Consider the following 19624-nt stretch of genomic DNA (forward strand, 5'->3'; position numbering starts at 1 on the left):
GACATCGGAGGAAAACCATTCGAAGAAGGTGCAGCGGTGTCTCTGCGAATGAAAATCATGTTGTATGTCGGGGTCACGACCTTCTGCCTGCTGACGATTCTGTATGTGATTTTTCGCAGCGCCATCATAGGAAATTACGAAATGATGGAGAACAACGACACGCAGCAAGGCATGAAGCGGATTCTGTATTCCTATTTCGACGAGTACCGCAACTTGGGGGCCATTACGATCAACTACGCCGGCTGGGACGATACGTATCGTTTCGTGATGAGGCATCCCGTTCCCGGGGAGGACGATCCGTATCTCGCCGTCAACTATACCGATTCCTTGTTCGAATCCAGCCGCTTGAACGTTGCGCTTCTGCTGAATAACCGGAATGAAGTGTATTTTGCCAAGGCTTACGATTACGCGAGCCATAAGCGCCTCCCTTATCCGGGACCTTTTGTCGACGCGCTGCTCACCCGGTATTCTTCCCTGTTGCCCGGGGCGAACCCCGCTTCGCGGAAGGTCGGGTTGATCCTGCTGAAAGGCCGGCCGATCATCGTTGCCGCGTTTCCGATCCTCACCAGCAATAACGAAGGACCCGTGCACGGCACGCTCGTTTTCGCGCGCGACGTCGATGCCGAGTTTACTCGTTACTTATCCGAGAAAGCGGATACAGAACTAACCATAGAACCAGTCAGTCATCCGGCTGCCTTGCCCGGAGATACCGGGAAGATCCGCGGTCCCGGGCACCAGGACTTCCCTTACTGGACGAGAACGGAGCCGAATGCGATACGGGGCTACGCCCTTCTCCCGGACATCCGCGGCGAACCGGCGATCATGCTTCAGTACACGATGCCAAGGGAACTGTCGGTGCAGGCGCAGCGGGACAATCGGTTCTATATGGCCTTCTTTCTCGTTTCCGGTCTCTTGTTCTACTTGCTCGTGAACTTCGTTCTTCAGCGATTCGTGTTTTCGCGGATGAACCGGGTGAAATCCGGCATGAAAACGATCCAGGCGGAACAGGATTTCTCCCTGCGGATCCCGGAGATCGGGAACGACGAGTTCACGCGGCTGGAGAAATCCTTCAACCGCATGATGAGCTCGCTGGAGTTCGCCCAGCAGGAGATCCGCTACCAGAACGAACACGATTCCTTAACGGGTCTCGCGAACCGCAAAGCTTTCTTCCTGAAGGTGAAACGCTTGGTCTACGCCGGGGCGGTGAACAGGAGCCAGTTTGCCGTGCTGTATATTGACCTGGACCATTTTAAAAGGGTCAACGACGGCATGGGACATCAAGCGGGCGATTCCTTGCTTCAACAGGCAGCCGTTCGACTGGAGCGGTGTTTGGGGGAAGGCGATTTTCTATACCGGCTTGGCGGGGACGAATTTTGCGCGGTGGTGCCCGTCCGCGCCGACTCGCGGGAGATCGACGACTTGGCAGTGAAGATCACGAACGCGCTGGCCGTCCCATACGACCTGGACGGGCGTTCCATCAACACCTCGGCCAGTGTCGGCATTTGCTTGTTCCCGGATCACGGGATCGACGCGGAAGGGCTGCTGCTCCGTGCGGACGCGGCCATGCTGGACGTCAAGGAAAACGGCAAAGGCCATCACCGGTGGTTTTCCGCGGATATCGAGCGGCAGCGTACCCGCAAATGGAGTATCGAGCGTTTGTTGAAGCATGCGTTGCAGAAGGACGAGCTGCGGCTTGTATTCCAGCCCAAGTGGGATTTGCCGTCGGACCGGATATTGGGTGTCGAGGCTTTGCTCCGTTGGACGAATCCGGAGCTTGGGGCGGTGTCGCCCTGCGAATTCATTCCCGCCGCGGAATCGACCGGCCTGATCCATGAGATCGGGGAATGGGTGATCCGGGCCGCATGCAGGCAGTATCTCGCGTGGAGAACGGACGAGCCGGGCCTGTCTCTCGTCGTTGCGGTCAACGTATCGGGAATCCAGCTGCTGGAGCCGGATTTCGTCCGGCGGATCGGGCGCATCGTGGAAGAGGAGAACATGGATCCCCGCTGCCTGGAGCTGGAAGTGACGGAAACGTTCGCGATCGAAAATTTCGAGGAAGTATCGGATGTTCTTGTCCGGCTGAGAAGCATGGGGTTTACGATTTCGATCGACGATTTCGGGGCAGGGTATTCTTCGATGAAATACATATGCGAACTTCCGGTACAATGTATGAAAATCGACAAAGCGCTGGTCGAGTGCCTGAGCGAAGACGTTCGGCATCAGATCGTGGTCGCCAAGCTGATCGAAATGGCCCACCGTCTGGAGCTCGCCGTCGTCGCGGAAGGGGTCGAGACGCGTGAACAGCTCGATTTCCTGCGGTCCTACGGATGCGACCAGGTACAAGGGTACTTCATCGGCAGGCCGATGCCTGCGGATCAGGTACTCGGCGTGAAGATTCCGTAACGCTCGCCGCCAAGCGAATAAACGGAACGACGCCGCTTCTCCGGCCGGACTGGCCGAGAGGAGCGGCGTCGTTTGCGTTCGCCTGGTTACGTCCCGCTTTCTAAAGGAGAAGGGGTATACGCGATTGAGGGAAAATGGTAACTCTACTTCGCGACGGCGCACACGGCGGGGGCAAACGAAGGGTTGTTCCATAACCGGTTGTACGTACTGGAGAACGATTCCCCCAATCCCCTGGAGGGAACGCAGGGACTACCGCAAGGCGATCGGCTGCCTCTTTCAAGGCAGGTGCCGGTTGCCTTTTCGTTTTTTCGGCCGGACCGCATGGAGGACATGCTTCCCTTCATAAGGATAGAGTAACGGGCGATGAGGGGAGTGGGTCGGATGGCCGTCAAAGGACCGGCGTTGCGGAAGGGAGACGCGATCGGCGTCGTCACGCTGGGGAGTCCTCCGGGACGGACCGTCATCGACGCCCGGATCCGCGATTTGCAAGGGTTGGGATTCCGGGTCATCATCGGCCGGCACATCTACGCAGAAAACGGGTTTCTGGCCGGGACGGACCAAGAGAGGGCGGAGGACCTCATGAGCATGTTCGCGGATCCCCGGGTGAAAATGGTGCTCACGATCCGGGGCGGCGTCGGCGTGGAGGGGGTCCTCCCGTACTTGGACTATGGCTATATCGCGAGGAATCCGAAGCTGGTCAGCGGGTACAGCGACATTACCATACTGCTGAATGCGTTGTACCGGTTTTCCGGGCTCGTTGCCCTTCACAGCCTGATGCTGATCGACTTCCGCGCGGGTACCCCGGCGTACAACTTCGAGCAGTTCTTCGCGGCGGCCTCGTCGCCGGCGGTTCCTTGCGCCATCGCGAATCCGCCCGGCATGCCTCTGTCCGGAAGAGTTCCGGGAGCGGTGCAAGGTCCCATCGTCGGCGGGAACCTGACGTCGATCGTCGGTTCGCTCGGCACCCCGTTCGAAATCGATACGGCAGGCGCGATCCTCCTGCTGGAGGAAACGCACGAGCCCGTGAACCGGGTGTACCGGATGCTGGAACAGCTGAGACTGGCCGGCAAGCTCCGGGACTGCGCGGGCCTCATCATAGGGGAATGCACGCGTTGCGAGGAAGCCTACGGAAAGACGTATGAAGATCTGATCGACGAATTCCTCGTGCCGCTCGGCAAACCCCTGGTGGCTGGTCTCGCGTCCGGCCATGGCCATTACAAGGCGGCGATTCCGATCGGCGCGCGGGCTTTGCTGGACGGCGGTGCGGGCCGTTTGACGCTGCTGGAGCCGGCGGTTCGGCCCGTCTGAAACGCGGCAGTCGCCGGATTACGGAAGTCACTGACGTCTCGCAGTCCGGGGCTGCTTGGGTTGTCGATGATTTAACGTGAGGCACATTGTTCCGGAAGGCAGATCCAGTTATGCGCCTCGAGCATCTCTCGGCATGGGGCTGTCTTAAATGACGGTTACAGGAACGGGAATTTTCAGCATCGGTTCATCGCCGAATGGCGACGGCCAAACGTAAGAGGCGTAGGAAATCTTTGCCGAGAAAAGGGTGGACAAGCGGGGGGCGGTCGATACATACTGGAAGAAAATTCGACTTCGAGGGGACATGTGCAAAATGAGCCGTTACGAAACGATCCCGTTGTGGAACGGGGAGCCACCATATGGAGAAGGAACGGAACCGAAGCAGCATCCTACGCTGACGTTGTATCCCGCAGAGGGCGCGCGAGGGCTCGTCGTCGTCTTGCCGGGCGGCGGGTATGGCGGGCTGGCCGGTCATGAAGGGGGGCCGGTCGCGGAATGGCTGAACGGAATCGGCATTTCGGCGGTCGTGCTGAAATACCGGGTTTCGCCGTACCGCCATCCGGCGCCGCTCGCCGACGCGTCCCGGGCGATCCGGTATGCCCGCCATCTGGCGGGGGAATGGGGCCATTCCCCGGACAAGATCGGCATCCTGGGCTTCTCCGCCGGCGGACATCTGGCCGCTTCGGCCGGCACGCTGTTCGGGATCGGGCATCCCGAATCGGCCGACCCGGTCGAACGGCTGGACGGCCGGCCGGACGCGATGGTGCTCTGCTATCCGGTCATCACGTTCGGAGAGTACCGCCACCACGGCTCCATGATGAATTTGCTCGGAGACGACCCGACACCGGAATGGCGGAACCAGATGTCGATCGAACGCCAAGTCGGCGCCGCGACGCCGCCGGCCTTCATCTGGTTCACGGACGATGACCAGGCCGTGCCGGTCGAGAACGGACTCCTCATGGCGCAAGCGCTCAGCCGCCACAAGATTCCGTACGAGCTGCACGTTTTCGAGCATGGGCGCCACGGTCTCGGGTTGTGCGACGAGGATCTGACGGCGCGTGCCTGGACGCAGCTGTGCGAGGCGTGGCTGCGCAAGCAGGGGTTCTAATGCCATTAGGCGATTGTCGGTGAAGGCTACCGGCAATTGCTGCAGCATCCGTCCAAACGAGCGAAGCCATCCCGCAGCGGATTACTGCTGTTGGGATGGCTTTGTGCGTGGAGGGGACAGCCGCTATCCGTCGAAATAATGGCGCACAGCCGCTAAATCGCCCAAAGCCCCGCCGCATCGGCGAAATAATGGCGCACAGCCGCTAAATCGCCCCAAGCTCCGCCGCTTCGCCGAAATAATGGCGCACAGCCGCTAAATTGCCCCAAGCCCCGCCGCTTCGGGGAAATAATGGCGCACAGCCGCTAAATTGCCCCAAGCCCCGCCGCTTCGGGGGAAATAATGGCGCACAGCCGCTAAGTTGCCGTATAGCCTGATGCGCCTAACCAAACAAGACGGGAACAACCTCTTGTTTTGTTGTGACGGGTATCCGCTAACGCCATTATTTGGTATATTGTTCATATTCCCGGGTCGGGATTGCGGAGAGGAGTGAAGGGATGGCGAATCGATCGGATTCGTTTACGATTCGGCCGGTATCGATGGAGGATGCAGCGGAGATCACGGATCTCGTTATCGCATGCGATATCGCGGAGTTCGGGCAGCCTGATTTCGTGCTCGAGGATTTGTTGGACATTTTGGCCGGGCTTCAGCTGGAATCCGATACCTGGGTCGTCCGCGATGGCGGGCGGATTGTCGGGTTCGCGTTCACGGAAGTATCCGGGGAAGGAATGATGTCCGCTGCCGGATATGTTCATCCGGACTTCGCGGGATTCGGCATCGGCACGGATCTCGCGAAACGGACGGAAGAACGGGCGCGTGCGATCGCCGCAGGCCGGCCGGAGGCGCGATGGACGCTGGCTAACGCCGTGCCTGCCTTGAATGGATCTGCCCGTTCCATCATGGAGAACGGCGGATACGAATTCAAGCGGCTTTACAGCCGGATGATCATCGATCTGACGGAAGAGCCGACGGTTGTTTCCGAGATCGGGGGGCTGGAGATCCGCGATTTTCAGCCAGGGATGGAGCAAAGTTTGTACGATGCGTACCGCGAAACGTTCCGGGACACCAACCGCTTCTACGACACGGATTTCGGGGAATGGATCCGGTCTAGGAGCGGCGAGCACTATGATCGGAACCTTTGGTTCACGGCATGGGAGAACGGGGAAATGGCGGGGTTCGTCATCAGCAAAAATTTCAAGGACCACGTGTTCGTGGATTTGCTGGGCGTCCGCCGCGCTTGGAGGAAGAGAGGGGCTGGGTCGGCGCTGTTGCTGCACGTATTTCGGGAGACTTACCGGCAGGGGATCCGCAACGTCCAGCTTAGCGTGGACGCGTCCAGCCTGACGGGGGCCAATCTCCTGTACGAGCGGCTGGGCATGAAGGCGGCTTTTCAATTGGCCCTATACGAGAAGGAACTGTAGCGTTTCCGAATCGGGAACTCGCATGGAACCGAACGGTCCCGCCGTCCGCAAGGACGGGTCGGGACCGTTTTCGTTATTCGTCATCCGAGAAGATGAAGCTCGGGCGCAGGGCGATCGCCGGCAAGATCAACAAACCCGAAATGCCGTTGCTTTGGAACGTAGAGGTTAAACGTATTTGGCGGACATGCCGGATGCGGGACGGAGTGAGCATCCCACCCGGGAACGGCCAGGGGGCATTCCAGGTCTTGTTTCCTAATCTTGTATGGAGGATGGAAGGCGAGGGGAATCTAAGTCGAAAGGTCAACAACATCCAGCCTGCAGACGAAAGGGGGGCAAAATCGATGAAGAAAATCGCGATCGCGGCTTTGGCGGCGGCGATGATTATCGCGGGGGCGGCTTGCCAGCGCAATAACAACGGGGCACCGGATCAGACGCCGGCGGCATCCCCGACCGGAGCGCCCGGCGGGTCCCCGGCAGCGTCCCCGACCGGAGCGCCGGCGGCTTCGCCAACCGGCACGACAGCCGCCGGAGTGAATGCCGAAGCGGTGTTCAAGCAGAATTGCATTGCGTGCCATGCAGCCGATTTGCATGGCGGCGTCGGTCCGAACCTTCAGGAGGTCGGTTCCAGGTTGTCTGCCGACGAGATTGCGGCCAGAATTTCGGCGGGCGGAGGCGGTATGACGGCCTTCAAAGGCGTGCTGACCGACGCGGAAATCCACGCGCTGGCAGACTGGCTGGCCGCCAAGAAGAAAAAATAATGCGCGCAAGCCGCAACGAAACGCCGCTTCCCGTGGGGAGGCGGCGATTTCCTTCAAGCATGCGATCGGCGGTGACGCTCCGCCGTCCAAACCGTGTCGATTCTCCTCCGGTCTTCCGGCGAGCGGTCAGTGAAGACGCTTCGTCGTCCAACGGCGTCGATCCTCCGTCGGACTTCCGGCGTGCAGTCAGCGGAGACACTTCGCCGTCCAAACGGCGTCGATCCTCCGTCGGACTTCCGGCGTGCAGTCAGCGGAGACACTTCGCCGTCCAAACGGCGTCGATCCTCCGCCGGTCTTTCGGCGTGCGGTCAGCGGAGACGTTCCGCCATCCAAGCCTCGATGACCCGGAACACCTCATCGCGCCCCCGCTCGTTATGCAATTCGTGTCGGTAACCCGGCCACTCCCGGAAGGTACAAGCTCCTCCCGCGCGTTCCGCGAAGTGGCGGCTTGCGGCGATGGAGGTGACGGGATCGGAGTCGCCTTGCATCAGCAGCACCGGAACGGACAGCTCCGGCGCGTGTTCGAGCGCCCAGCGGCCCGCGCGATGAACGCCGAGGAAGAACCTCGCCGTGATCATGCCGTGGCCATGCCGGTCCTCCCGCAGCCGCTTCAGCATCTCCGGATCGGATGTGAGATGGGTGGGGTCGAACGGCCGGTTGTTCGAGAACTTCGGGTACACCCGCTCGAGCAGGCGGGCGGCGGCAACCTGCAGCGCGGGAGGATCGAACGCGAGCTTCAGCCACGGGCTCAGCACCACGGCTCCGGATACCTCCGGTTTGCGCCGGAGCAAGTAATTGAGCGTCAAATTACCGCCCATGCTGTGTCCGAACAGGAAGCGGGGCGTGCCGGGAAACCGCCGCTGCGCCTCAGCCAACAACCTGTCGATGCCATCCAGCAAATCGTCGTACGAATTCGTATGGCCCCGTTTTCCTTCCGTCCGTCCATGTCCCAGCTGATCGAAACCCAAGAACGCGTATCCGCTCGCCGTAAACCATTCGGCCACGTGGGCATAACGGCCGGTGTGCTCGCCCATCCCGTGGGCGGCGACGAGAACCGCTTTGGCCGATTCCGGCTTCTCCGGCGCCCACTCGCAGGCGAAGACGTTGCCCCCGCTCCTCGACGGCCAGCCAAATTCACGATAGTGCAAGGAGAGCAGCTCCTTTCTTCCGTATCTTCTTGTATTATCGCATATTTGAAGAAGATTGGCAGTTATGCATCGACGAGATCGCACGGCATGGTCGATTACACTGCAGTAAGTTTGCGAATGGGCATCGTCAGCAGTTTAATCAGCATATCGAACAGTTTAGGTTGTTGTTTCAGCGGATTTCTTTCCGTAGGCGACGTTATGTCTGATATGCCAGAAGGAATATATACGAAACATGTCGAATTAATTGGGCTATAAAGACTATGCATCGCACTTTGGCATTAGGATTAAAGTACTATACGAGAAAAGAGTGAGAGAGTGGGAAAATTTCACAAGAGCAAGATTTCAAGCATGGCAAACACTCTGGCATTGGTGTTATTTGTTATTATCTTCGTTATTTTCTCCACTTTGGCTTCGATCATGTATTCATTCACCCACAACTTGCTCGTCGATCAGCAAGAGTCGATCATTCAGGCGAAAACGCAGGCGATTGTCGAGAAGCTCGACGCTCTATTCAATGAAAAAGGCATGATGGTGAAACAAATGTCAACCAACAAGCTGTTTCGGGATTATGTTAAAACGGTCAAATCCGCAGATAATCCGAAGAGCTCGCCTTACTCCTCTGAAACGATAGCTACGTTGGATGCGATCTTTAAAACGGACCCTGCTCTTACCGATACTTGGGTGGCAGGGTATGCAGGAAACGGCTTTTGGATCGAGCAAGATGGCGTTACCAGCAAGCCGGATTTTAAAATAAAGGATCGCCCGTACTATAAGCCTACCGTTGAAGCGAACGGATTGTATTTCTCTGAACCGTATGCAAGTGTAATTGACGGTCAGGTTCTGATCGGCATCTTCTATCCGCTGAAAGATGAGAATAATCAACGAATCGGGTTTGTAGCAGCCGATATCGCATTAAAAGCGATGCCTTCGATTATGCAGAGTTATTCTCTTGGCAATACCGGGTATGCGGTATTGCTGTCTCCATCCGGCGACATTCTTTATCATCCGGATAAAGATAAAGTGATGAAGGAAAAACTTACGGAGACGAAGGGTGATCTCGGCGAGGTTGCTAAAAAAATGACCGCCGGGGGATCGGGCGTGCAGTTGATTAACGATAACGGCGTAAAGCGTTATATCGGTTATGCGACCAGCAAGGTGACAGGATGGTCGGTCGGCCTGACGATAACTGAAAAAGAAGCGTTTGCTGAATTGAACACGTTTAAGCTGACGGCATTCAGCGGTTTTGCCGCCAGCTTGGTTTTGCTTGTGCTTGCTTCTTATTTGACCCTGCGCTACATGCTGCGAAGCATACCGCATTTGCTGACGAACTTGAAGCGGATTGAGAATGGCGATTTGACCGTAAAAGTAGACATGGATGCGAAACAAGAAATCGGTCAGATTTCGCAGGCGATTCGCAGCATGCTGCATCAAATTCGCCAAATCGTACATATGGTATCCAACACTTCGCAAGCTTTAAGCGAGTCATCTTCCGAACTGAAGTCGATATCCGCTCAAGCGTTCGAGACCATGAATGAAACGGCGGTGGCGGTTGATGAAATCGCGAAAGCGACCAACGCCCAATCTTTCGAAACGGACAACATTTTGCGCAATGCCATCCAGTTCGCCGAAGAAATTAAAGCGATCGCCCTCGATACGGAAGCGATCGGAGATATGATGCAAACATCGGAAGAGCGAAGTGATTATGGATTGCGCGTTGTGGGCGAGTTGTCCAAATGGTCGGATCAAAACAATCAATCTTCGCTGGCGATGTCGGCGATCATTCAGGATATCGATACAAGCCGTTCAGAAATTTCAAACTTCCTGAAAACGATCAATCAAATTGCACAGAAAACGAATATGCTTGCTCTCAACGCTTCGATTGAAGCGGCGCGGGCCGGCGATCAAGGCAAAGGTTTTGCCGTTGTAGCGGCCGAGGTGCGGAAGTTGGCAGAGCAAACGGCCGCGGCAACAGAGGAAATTAACAAGAAGGTGCATCTGATCGAACAAAAAACGAGCGTGGCCGTGCAGCATATGGCTCAAGGGCTGTCTATCGCCGAACATAACGCCAAATCCGTGGAAGATACGAAGAAGGTGTTTCTCCATTTTGCCGACGATCTGCAGCAACTAAAGGGGCGGATCAACCAAATCAAAAGCAGCAGCGATCAAATCAACCGCAATAAGGACGAGATTGTTCACGCACTGCACACGATCTCTGCCAGCGTCGAACAAAACTCGGCTTCAACGGAAGAAGTATCCGCCAGCGCGCAACAGCAAGTGGCAAACATCAATCAGGTGGCCAAACTGTCCGAGCAACTGAATCATATTTCTGAGAAACTGCAACAGGAGTTAAAACATTTTAAAGTCGTATGAATGATTTCGAAAATCCAGGCGTGACCTATTTCGGAAATCATTATGACGAAACCACCCGCCCAAGGGTGGTTTCGCCGCATTGCCGGTTCCGCGCGCGGATCAGTGGTTGTTGCCGGACGAATTGCCTTTCCGGTCGGCGGTCCGGGTCGTCGTGTTCTTCCGGCCGTGTCCCTGCTGCTTGTCTCCCATGCCCGTGTCCCTCCTTTGCGCGAGGATCGGGATTAGCTTGCGCGAATCGAGGGATCGCTATGACGGAGGACGAAGTTGCCAAAAGCATTGCGGAAAGCGCATAATGACCGTGAGGTGATCGTACTTGCTTCGGACGCTAGCCATTACGGGTGACGGGGAGAAGCTGGAGAACATCCCCCTGCGCAACCTGACCGAACCCCGAATCAAATGGTTTTGGGTCGATTTCGATTGTCCTACGGAGGAAGAGACGAAGCTGCTGGACAGCTACTTCCATTTTCACCCTCTGGCGATCGAAGACTGCATGCATCTGCTTCAGCGGCCCAAGCTGGATCATTATGAAGATACGCATTTTTTCGTCATCCACGGGATCGACCCCGTCACGCTGAAAGCCCAGGAAATCAACTACTTTCTCGGTCCGAGGGGGATCGTTTCGTTCCATTTGGAGCCCGCCTCGGAAGTGGACGAAGCCTGGCGGCGGATGCAGGACCCCTCGTTGTACTCTCGGCATGACCATCATTACGTGGCTTACCTCATCATGGACAAGCTGGTGGACAACTATTTTCCGACGCTGTACCGGATCGAAGACCATATGAACGATTTGGAGAGCCGGGAAGAAGAAGAGAAGCTGCAGACGCTGATCGACGAGGTGTACGACATCCGGAACGACTTGCTGCGGCTGCGCCGGACGGTCATCCCGATGCGGGATTTGCTGTACCGGACCCTCAATTCGGACAAAATCCCCGGCATCCGCGAGCATATCGCCTATTTTACCGACGTGTACGACCATCTGTTGAAGCTGACGGACATGATCGAGTCCGACCGCGAGATGACGGCGGACTTGAGGGACAGCTACGATTCGATGCGGTCGAGCCGGATGAACATGATCATGAAGACGCTGACCGTGATCACGACCATCTTCATGCCGCTTACGTTTATCGCGGGCTTGTACGGCATGAACTTCCATTACATGCCGGAGCTGTACTGGCGTTGGGGCTATTTCACCGTGCTGGGCGTGATGGCGGTGCTTGGGTTCGGCATGTACTTCTGGTTCCGGCGCAAAGGCTGGTTCGACTAATAAAGGGAGCGGAGGGAACGGAATGCGGTTGTCGGTTTGCACGGATGCGGTATTCAGTGGAAAGGAAACGCCGGAGGCGATTGGCCTCGTGCGGCAGGCGGGGTACGGCGCTTACGAGTTCTGGTCGTGGTGGGACAAGGATTTGCATGCCGTTCGGGCAGCTCAGCAGGAACACGGGGTGGAACTGGCGGCGATGTGTACGAAGTTCGTCAGCCTGGTCGAACCGGCGGAGCGGGGGCGTTATTTGGAGGGCTTGCGCGAATCGTTGGCCGCCGCGCGGACGCTCGGATGCAAGGTGTTGATTTCGCAGACGGGCCAAGAAATCGCGGGCGTTCCGCGGGAGGCGCAGCGGGCCAGCCTGGTGGAAGGCTTGCGCGCCTGCGTGCCCCTGCTCGAGGAAGCCGGCGTTCTGCTTACGATCGAACCGCTCAACACGGCCGTTGACCACCCCGGCTACTATTTGTCTTCCTCCGACGAAGCGTTCGGCATCGTTCGAGAAGTTAACAGTCCTTATGTGAAAGTGTTGTATGATATTTATCATCAGCAAATTACCGAGGGAGATCTCATCCGGCGAATCGAACGGAACCGGGAATGGATCGGGCATTTCCATGCGGCGGGGCATCCCGGGCGTGGAGAGCTGGACGAGGGAGAGATCCGTTACGAGAATGTTTTCCGAGCGATCCGCGGCATGGGTTATCACGGTTTTGTAGGACTGGAATATTTCCCAGGCGAGGATCCGATGCCGGGCCTTCGCCGCTGGGCGGACTCCGGTACGGCGTAACGGAAGGCGCTGTTCCGGAATAGATTTGATTCATCTGCAGATCGAAAAGGAGGGCAAGAAACCGTTGTAAACCGAACGCCGATTCCTGCGACAACTTCATATGCAAAGGAACGGTGGCGAGATGAAACGGTTTCGCTTGCTCTTGTCCGGCCAAGCTTTGTCGACGCTTGGGGATATTTTGTACATTTTGGCGCTCGTCACCACCCTGTACCGGCAGTCCGGATCGGCCGCGGTCGCGGCTTTGTTTCCGCTGCTTCGGGTGATCGGCATGACGGCAGGCAGCTTGTATGCGCCGCTTGCCCTAGGGAAATTCCGCCTCGGAGCGCTGCTGGCCTTCTGCCTGCTCGGGCAGGCCGGCGGTCTGGCGGCGCTTGCCCTGTACGTGGAAGGCGCCGGTCCTGATGCCCGGGTGGAATGGCTGACGGGAACGGTATTCGCGTTGTCCGTCCTGGGGGGGATCGCCGGTCCCGCACGGTCTTCGATTCTGCCGCAGATCGTGGAGAAGACGGATCTGCTCAAAGCGAACGGAACGCTCGGCGCGGTCGTCGAAGCTTGTTCTTTGGCAGGATGGGCGTTCGGGGCCGTTACCGTCTCAGGGCTGGGAGCCGTGCCGTCGCTGTGGACATCGGCTGTGCTGCTCCTGGCGGCCGGCGGCGCCGCGGTCGCGATGCGAGTTCCCGCAGCCGGGACGGAAGACTCGGCGGCGTGGTCGGATCCGGGGGTTGCGCGGAGATCTTTCCTCGTCGGATGGAGGACGCTGCTCCGCGTTCCCGCGCTGCGTTTGGTGCTGTGGATGGACGTGTGGGAGGGTTTGTTCGCTTCCGCGTTCGCCGGAGCGCTGCTGCTCGTCTTCGCCCGGGAACGGCTGCATGCCGGCGAAATGTGGTGGGGGTGGATGAACGGGGCCTTCTGCGCGGGGCTGATTCTGGCCAATGCGGCGATCGGGAAATATGCGAAGGATGCGGCGGCCAAGTTGACTCATCTGTTTTGGAGTGGCGGAGCGGGCATGGCCGTTTGCGTGCTTGCCTTCTCGTTCAGCAGGCATCCGGGAACGGCATTGTTGTTTATGCTGTTAATCGGGATATTCGAATCGGCGAAAGGGCTGGCGAGCCGCACGCTGCTGCAGCTGGCGTCTCCCGTTCGGGAGATGCCGAACGTGTTCGCGGCGCAATCGGCGGTCGTGACTGCGGTGTACGGCGTCTCGCTTCTGCTCACCGGCTGGATGGCCGACCGTTACGGCATCCGTGTCATCTACGTCGGCGCAGCGGTTTGTACGGGGATTGCGTTCCTAGGGGCGTTCCGGTACCGGCGAACGATCCGCGAAACGACGATTATAGAAACGGAAGTGCATGCATGATAAAAGCGGTCATTTTCGATTTCGACGGCACGCTGCTCGACAGCGAGAGCTGCGCGTTCGAAGCGTTCGGCGACATGTATAAGGAGCATGGGCACGAGCTTGCACTCGAGAAGTGGGCTTTGTGTATCGGAACGGCGGACGGTCCGTTCGATCCTTACGAGGATTTGCAAACCAAGGTCGGTCGCAAACTGGAGCGCGAGACGCTCAAGGCTCGTTTCGAGGAGGAATTGCTGGCGCGAGCCTTGCGAGCCGAATTGCGTCCGGGCGTGCCCGGTATCCTGGAGGAAGCCCGCCGGCTCGGCTTGTCGATCGGTTTGGCTTCCAGTTCGGTCCGGACATGGATCGACCGGCATCTGACGGCCAGGGGGATCCGGGGTTATTTCGAGACGATCAAGACGTCGGACGACGTGGAGAAGGTCAAGCCGGATCCGGCTCTGTACCGGCTTGCGCTGGAAGCGCTGGGAGTCCGGCCGGATGAAGCGGTCGCGGTCGAGGATTCGCTGAACGGGATGAGGGCGGCGAAGGCGGCGGGCATGCAGGTCGTCATCGTGCCGAACCCGGTCACCCGGCAGATGGACTTCGCCGCGGAGGGGCCGGATTTGATTCTCGATTCTTTGGCCGAACGGCCGCTGACGTGGATTGTGGACCGGCTGGAGTCGGCGAGGCAGAAGACTTGAGGGGCGATACGGGAAAGAACACCCGCCGGCAGGAAGCCGGGCGGGTGTTCCATTTTGCGGTTATTTTTGTTCGCGGGTTCCCGGCGGCATAAATCCGGGGGGCAAATGTCCGGGCGACATCGGACCGCCGGGGAACATTCCGCCGGTTGCTCCACCGCCGGGGAACATTCCTCCGGTTGCTCCGCCGCCGGGGAACATTCCTCCGGTTGCTCCGCCGCCGGGGAACATTCCTCCGGTTGCTCCGCCGCCGGGGAACATTCCGCCGGTTGCTCCACCGCCGGGGAACATTCCTCCGGTTGCTCCACCGCCGGGGAACCCGCCACCGGGAAGCCCGCCGCCGGGAAATCCGCCGCCGGGAAGCCCGCCGCCGGGGAAGCCGCCGCCGGGAAGCCCGCCGCCGGGGAAGCCGCCGCCGGGAAATCCGCCGCCGGGGAAGCCGCCGCCGGGAAATCCGCCGCCGGGAAATCCGCCGCCGGGGAAGCCAACGCCGGGCAGTCCGCCGCCGGGGAAGCCAACGCCGGGCAGTCCGCCGCCGGGGAAGCCGCCGGGAAGCCCGCCGGGGAAGCCGCCGGGAAGCCCGCCGGGGAAGCCGCCGGGAAGCCCGCCGGGGAAGCCGCCGGGAAGCCCGCCGGGGAAGCCGCCGCCGGGGAAACCAACACCGGGCACGCCGCCGGGCAATCCGCCATAGGGGTACAAGGTCCCTGGCAGCCCGCCCAACGGGTGCACGCCTCTGGGATAACCGACGCCAGGGTATGCGCGACTTTGCGGAACTGTGGAGTTCCCCTTCTGATGCAAATGTACTTTGCCTGTTGCTTCCGGTACGAGAGCAGGCTTCGTTTTCGGCGTTTGCGAGGTCAGCTTCACTTTCGAATCGCCGATCGCTTTACGCTTAATCGGCCTGGCAGGGGCCGGCCGTGATTTCGACATTTTCGTTCCTCCTTTGGAATAGGCGAATGAAGGTGATACAGGATATGCGCCCGCCCGGATGACGGTGCTTCTCCAGTGGCATCGCGTTTTGTCCCTTTTCTTCTTCATGAGGTGGACGAGCGTCGCCTGATAGAAGTATAAGTTTCCGGGGCATGGTTTTGGGGAAGGGAGGGGAGTCGTATTCGATTCTGGCGCTCTCGTTGATGCTCTGCTCGTCTGGCGAAGCGGATTTTGCGGATAGCTGTAGTGACTTCCGGAGACGTTATTTCTGCGAAACCCTCAACTACGAACGCTGTAGTGACTTCCGGAGACGTTATTTCTGCGAAACCCTCAACTACGAACGCTGTAGTGACTTCCGGAGACGTTATTTCTGCGAAACCCTCAACTACGGACGCTGTTGTGGCCTCCGGAGACATTATTTTTGCGATTTCCTCAGGTGTGTTGTAGGTATGTTTAAGAAAGCAGAGCTGAGCAAGCGGTTTTTCTCATGCAGTAAGAGTAAGATAAAATAAGAAAATCATGCTTCGGGAGGAACTACGGGTGGATGTAGTCATCGCGGGGGTCGGCGCGGCGGGATGTCTTATTGCGGCAGGGGCTGCTGGCTTATACGGCTTGACCGTGAAGGCCCAGCAACCGAGGTTGCTGCCGAATACGGCCAGACCGACCGTCCCTTACGAGACGGTGGAATGGGACAGTGAAGGGCGGATGGTACGGGGCTGGATGCTGCCGCAGCCGGGCGCCGTAAAACCGCCCGCCGTTCTGGTCGTCCACGGCTGGGGCTCCAATCGTTCGAGGGTGCTGCGGTATGCCTTGCCGCTGCATGAAGCGGGGTACGCGGTTCTAATGTACGACGCGAGAGGCCATGGAGACAGCGACAGCTATCCCACGCCTTCGGGATTGATGTTCAAGGAAGATTTCTTGACCGCCTTGAACTGGCTCCGCCGTCGCCCGGACATCGATCCCGGCAGGATCGGCGTGATTGGACATTCCCTCGGGGGCTTCGGGGCCGTGCTGGCGCTCGAGGAAGGAGCGCAGATCCAAGCTCTGGTAACGGACTCCATGCCCGTTCGTTTCTCCACCATGATCGGATCTGAGCTCAGGCGACGCCGGCTCCCGGAGTTTCCGCTGGCCTATTTGATTCCCTATTTGATGATCCGGCGCAGCCGGATCCCCCGATCGGCGGTGAAGCGGGCGGATCCTGCCGCCATTCTTGCCGATCCCGCTCGGGGACGCAACGTACCGGTTCTGCTGATCCATTCCCGCAAGGATTCCTACGTGCCTGCCGCGGAACTCGAGTACGTTTTGTCGCAAGCACCCGACCTTCCGCATCTGTTCGTGGAATCCGAGGGACACAGCTCATCGGACCGCGATCCGGCATTCTGGCCGGCCGTTACGGCCTTCTTCTCGGCGCATCTCCTTCCGGAACAAAGAAAATAGGCCTGCGGCATCGGCCGCAAGCCCGTCAAGATAATATATTGAAAAGGGGGGTCATGTTTGTATTTTACCCTCCCAATATGAAAGGATGATGAATGGAATATTACGGTTCGGTTACAAAAAAGGCGAATTCCATTGGAAACCGCGTTTGGTGGCGAGGAAAAATAAAGTTCTTTAATTGAAAATAAAGTTGTTTAATGGAGCAGGAGCAACTACCTCAGTTTTGAAAATAAAGTTCTTTAATGGTCGTCTCGATCAGCATTAAAAATGCAGCTGGCATCAAAGTTGATGTCAGCTGCATTTTATCTATATCATTCCTATTTCCATAGGACATTCTCGTCTTCTCGAAGTGCACTAAAGTAAGTGGAGAGTAAGTTCATAATGCAACGTTGTCATTGAAAGTGGAGATGAATTATGAGTTCGAGAAGATAATGTTCGGGTCTGTCAATAATTTTGTGTAAGCTCATTTATAGAGAATCTCCCCCGAGGGGGAGATCGGCTCTCAGGGCAAATGCTGGCCGATCCGATCCGGATAGAAAACGGAGACTCGTTGCCGGCTTTATGGAGAAATATCCGGAAATCAACGTCCAGATGACTCTGATTCCTTATTCCGATTATGACACGAAGCTGAAAACCGCGATCGCTTCGGGAAATCCGCCGGACATCATGGCGATTGACGCGCCCAATATGGCTTCGTATGCCGAAGCGGATGCATTGCAACCGCTTACTTCGAACTTTAAGCGGGATGGTGATTTAACGGACATACCAGCTACGACCTTATCCGCGTACACCTACAAGAAGGATATTTACATGGCGCCTATGACGGAATCGTCGATTGCGCTGTTTTACAACAAAAAGATGTTCGAAGCGAAGGGAATTCCGCTGCCCTCTAATAATCCGGATCAACCGATGACATGGGAACAGGTGCTGGAAGCAGCCAAGAAGTTAACGGATCCAGACAAAGGGATATATGGCATTGATCCTGCTCAGGGCTTCCAGAACGCGGGAGCGACCGCTTATTTCAAATACCCGATCATCTGGCAATTCGGTGGCGAGGTCATGAGTCCCGACGGAAAAACGGCGAAAGGTTACCTGGATTCCACGGACACGAAGCGAGCGGTTGAATTTTACGTTGACCTATATAATAAATATAAAGTCTCCGCGCTGGAGTATCCGGCAGATCCGTTTCCAAACGGGAAGCTCGCTATGACGATTGACGGCTCATGGTCGCTGTCGCATTACGCGGATCGATTTCCGGATTTCAAGCTTGGAGAGGATTACGATATCGCGCCTTTACCGAAGGATAAAAGGCAGGCGGTAGCGAACGGAAGTTGGGCGCTCGGCATCTCTTCCAAAAGCAGGAACCCGGACGCCGCTTGGAAATTTGTCAATTACGTAACCAGCTATGAGGGCTCCAAGCTCCGAAGCGGTGAAAAATATGTTTGAAGACGTGGTCATTCGCAAGCGCAGCATAGACGACGCTGTCTTCGATGCGGTCAAGAAGATCGATGAGGCCTACGGGGGATTGCAATGATTTTGAAAGTCGCAATATGAGGATTGTACAAGCTTCGGTTTTTTTCTCTCGCTATAATAGGGATTGGAATCGGAGAGTCACTTAAGGGGGGAACCTGGTGCGTATCGGTGCGATTGAGGCAGGAGGCACCAAGTTTGTGTGCGGTATCGGAAATCAAGCTGGTGAGATCGAAGACCGGATAAGCTTTGCAACCGGACAACCGGGCGAAACTTTAGAGCAGGTTATCGCTTATTTCAAGGATAAGGGCGTAGAAGCGATAGGCATCGGAAGCTTCGGTCCCATCGATATTGACCGGAAAAGCCCGACTTACGGCTTTGTTACCACGACACCGAAGCCCGGTTGGTCGGGATATGATTTTCTGGGCACGCTCAGGCGGGCAATCGATGTCCCATTCGGCTGGGATACCGATGTGAACTCCGCCGCTTTTGGCGAGGCCGTCTGGGGTGCCGCACGGGGGTTGGACAGCTGCGTTTATTTCACAGTGGGTACGGGCATCGGAGTTGGTGTTTATGCGGAAGGTAAGCTGGTGCACGGGCTCGTACATCCCGAAGGCGGGCATATCCTGATGAGGCGTCACCCGGAGGATGATTTCGAAGGCATTTGCCCTTACCACGGCGATTGCCTGGAAGGGATGTCGGCCGGGCCTGCCATAGAAAAGCGGTGGGGGGTACCCGGCAGCCGGTTGTCTGAAAGCCATCCGGCATGGAGGCTCGAAGCTTATTATATCGGTCAGGCGGTGGCCGGGACGATATTGCTGCTTTCCCCTAAGCGGATCATTTTGGGCGGAGGGGTCATGAAGCAGGCACATCTGCTGCCTCTGATACGGGAAGAGGTCAAGCGTTTCCTGAACGGATACGTAAGTGCGAACGAGGTGATGGCGGGTATCGATTCCTATATCGTTCCCCCCGGCCTTGGGGATAATGCCGGCTTGTCAGGCGCCCTTGCGTTGGGGTTGGAAGCGGCAAGGAGCAAATAGAAAGACAATCGGGCAGCCGTCGGCTGCCCGATTGTCTTTGATGTACGCCCAGCATGGGCGTCATCTTTAGGGTGAAAGTCCCGAACGGGGGCTGGCGAGCGCCTACCGTAGCCAAGGGCAAGGGTGTCCGTCGTGAGGCGGAATCTGAAGGAAGCCGGAGGCAA

15 protein-coding genes are annotated in these 19624 nt (G+C 57.7%); 13 read left to right on the forward strand and 2 right to left on the reverse strand.

Annotated elements, in window-relative coordinates:
- Positions 1–48 precede the first annotated feature (48 nt).
- The 5 genes from GE107_RS19900 (at position 49) to GE107_RS19920 (ending at position 6992) form a co-directional block, all read left to right on the forward strand.
- Complete coding sequence (locus tag GE107_RS19900; protein WP_219641773.1) at positions 49–2403, forward strand: bifunctional diguanylate cyclase/phosphodiesterase; 2355 nt, start codon at positions 49–51, stop codon at positions 2401–2403.
- Positions 2404–2784: 381 nt separating this feature from the next.
- Positions 2785–3711: a S66 peptidase family protein gene (locus GE107_RS19905; RefSeq protein WP_219641776.1), complete on the forward strand. Its 927-nt coding sequence runs from the start codon at positions 2785–2787 to the stop codon at positions 3709–3711.
- Between the two features lie 310 nt (positions 3712–4021).
- Positions 4022–4816 (forward strand): alpha/beta hydrolase, encoded by a 795-nt coding sequence (locus tag GE107_RS19910; RefSeq protein WP_219641779.1) that lies wholly within the window; start codon positions 4022–4024, stop codon positions 4814–4816.
- Between the two features lie 494 nt (positions 4817–5310).
- Positions 5311–6234: a GNAT family N-acetyltransferase gene (locus GE107_RS19915; protein ID WP_219641782.1), complete on the forward strand. Its 924-nt coding sequence runs from the start codon at positions 5311–5313 to the stop codon at positions 6232–6234.
- A gap of 341 nt (positions 6235–6575) precedes the next feature.
- Positions 6576–6992, forward strand: coding sequence for a c-type cytochrome (locus GE107_RS19920; protein ID WP_255570680.1), 417 nt, complete (start codon positions 6576–6578; stop codon positions 6990–6992).
- 308 nt (positions 6993–7300) lie between these two features.
- Here GE107_RS19920 and GE107_RS19925 read toward each other — a convergent pair whose 3' ends face one another.
- The gene (locus GE107_RS19925) at positions 7301–8140 is read right to left on the reverse strand and encodes an alpha/beta hydrolase (RefSeq protein ID WP_255570681.1); all 840 of its coding nucleotides are present in this window, start codon (positions 8138–8140) and stop codon (positions 7301–7303) included.
- Positions 8141–8488: 348 nt separating this feature from the next.
- Between GE107_RS19925 and GE107_RS19930 the strand changes: the two genes are divergently transcribed.
- The 5 genes from GE107_RS19930 to GE107_RS19950 all read left to right on the forward strand — a co-directional run bounded on the left by GE107_RS19930 (position 8489) and on the right by GE107_RS19950 (position 14589).
- Positions 8489–10510 (forward strand): methyl-accepting chemotaxis protein, encoded by a 2022-nt coding sequence (locus tag GE107_RS19930; protein ID WP_219641788.1) that lies wholly within the window; start codon positions 8489–8491, stop codon positions 10508–10510.
- 313 nt (positions 10511–10823) lie between these two features.
- Positions 10824–11774 (forward strand): magnesium/cobalt transporter CorA, encoded by a 951-nt coding sequence (gene corA / locus GE107_RS19935; RefSeq protein ID WP_219641792.1) that lies wholly within the window; start codon positions 10824–10826, stop codon positions 11772–11774.
- Between the two features lie 22 nt (positions 11775–11796).
- Positions 11797–12555, forward strand: a complete 759-nt coding sequence (locus tag GE107_RS19940; protein ID WP_219641794.1) for a hydroxypyruvate isomerase family protein — start codon at positions 11797–11799, stop codon at positions 12553–12555.
- A 121-nt stretch (positions 12556–12676) separates the two neighbouring features.
- Positions 12677–13912: an MFS transporter gene (locus GE107_RS19945; protein WP_219641797.1), complete on the forward strand. Its 1236-nt coding sequence runs from the start codon at positions 12677–12679 to the stop codon at positions 13910–13912.
- Positions 13909–14589 carry an HAD family hydrolase gene (locus GE107_RS19950; protein ID WP_219641800.1) on the forward strand — a complete coding sequence of 227 codons (681 nt, stop codon included), beginning with the start codon at positions 13909–13911 and terminating at the stop codon, positions 14587–14589. The genes GE107_RS19945 and GE107_RS19950 overlap by 4 nt, the downstream gene beginning before the upstream one ends.
- 60 nt (positions 14590–14649) lie before the next feature.
- On the opposite strand, the gene GE107_RS19955 is transcribed toward GE107_RS19950, so the two are convergent.
- Complete coding sequence (locus GE107_RS19955) at positions 14650–15516, reverse strand: hypothetical protein (RefSeq protein ID WP_219641803.1); 867 nt, start codon at positions 15514–15516, stop codon at positions 14650–14652.
- 540 nt (positions 15517–16056) lie between these two features.
- Between GE107_RS19955 and GE107_RS19960 the strand changes: the two genes are divergently transcribed.
- The 3 genes from GE107_RS19960 to GE107_RS19970 all read left to right on the forward strand — a co-directional run bounded on the left by GE107_RS19960 (position 16057) and on the right by GE107_RS19970 (position 19460).
- Positions 16057–16953: an alpha/beta hydrolase gene (locus tag GE107_RS19960; protein ID WP_370636469.1), complete on the forward strand. Its 897-nt coding sequence runs from the start codon at positions 16057–16059 to the stop codon at positions 16951–16953.
- Between the two features lie 450 nt (positions 16954–17403).
- Positions 17404–18396 carry an ABC transporter substrate-binding protein gene (locus GE107_RS19965; protein ID WP_483298240.1) on the forward strand — a complete coding sequence of 331 codons (993 nt, stop codon included), beginning with the start codon at positions 17404–17406 and terminating at the stop codon, positions 18394–18396.
- A gap of 185 nt (positions 18397–18581) precedes the next feature.
- The gene (locus GE107_RS19970) at positions 18582–19460 is read left to right on the forward strand and encodes an ROK family protein (protein ID WP_219641807.1); all 879 of its coding nucleotides are present in this window, start codon (positions 18582–18584) and stop codon (positions 19458–19460) included.
- Positions 19461–19624 lie beyond the last annotated feature (164 nt).

Source organism: Cohnella sp. CFH 77786 (assembly GCF_019400745.1).
Lineage (GTDB): Bacteria > Bacillota > Bacilli > Paenibacillales > Paenibacillaceae > Cohnella.

What these genes read in the sequence shown, in the direction of transcription:
- GE107_RS19900 (WP_219641773.1), top strand. Translation starts at nt 49, where the DNA reads ATGAAAATCATGTTGTATGTCGGGGTCACGACCTTCTGCCTGCTGACG.
- GE107_RS19905 (WP_219641776.1), top strand. Translation starts at nt 2,785, where the DNA reads ATGGCCGTCAAAGGACCGGCGTTGCGGAAGGGAGACGCGATCGGCGTC.
- GE107_RS19910 (WP_219641779.1), top strand. Translation starts at nt 4,022, where the DNA reads ATGAGCCGTTACGAAACGATCCCGTTGTGGAACGGGGAGCCACCATAT.
- GE107_RS19915 (WP_219641782.1), top strand. Translation starts at nt 5,311, where the DNA reads ATGGCGAATCGATCGGATTCGTTTACGATTCGGCCGGTATCGATGGAG.
- GE107_RS19920 (WP_255570680.1), top strand. Translation starts at nt 6,576, where the DNA reads ATGAAGAAAATCGCGATCGCGGCTTTGGCGGCGGCGATGATTATCGCG.
- GE107_RS19930 (WP_219641788.1), top strand. Translation starts at nt 8,489, where the DNA reads ATGGCAAACACTCTGGCATTGGTGTTATTTGTTATTATCTTCGTTATT.
- GE107_RS19940 (WP_219641794.1), top strand. Translation starts at nt 11,797, where the DNA reads ATGCGGTTGTCGGTTTGCACGGATGCGGTATTCAGTGGAAAGGAAACG.
- GE107_RS19945 (WP_219641797.1), top strand. Translation starts at nt 12,677, where the DNA reads ATGAAACGGTTTCGCTTGCTCTTGTCCGGCCAAGCTTTGTCGACGCTT.
- GE107_RS19950 (WP_219641800.1), top strand. Translation starts at nt 13,909, where the DNA reads ATGATAAAAGCGGTCATTTTCGATTTCGACGGCACGCTGCTCGACAGC.
- GE107_RS19955 (WP_219641803.1), bottom strand. Translation starts at nt 15,516, where the DNA reads ATGTCGAAATCACGGCCGGCCCCTGCCAGGCCGATTAAGCGTAAAGCG.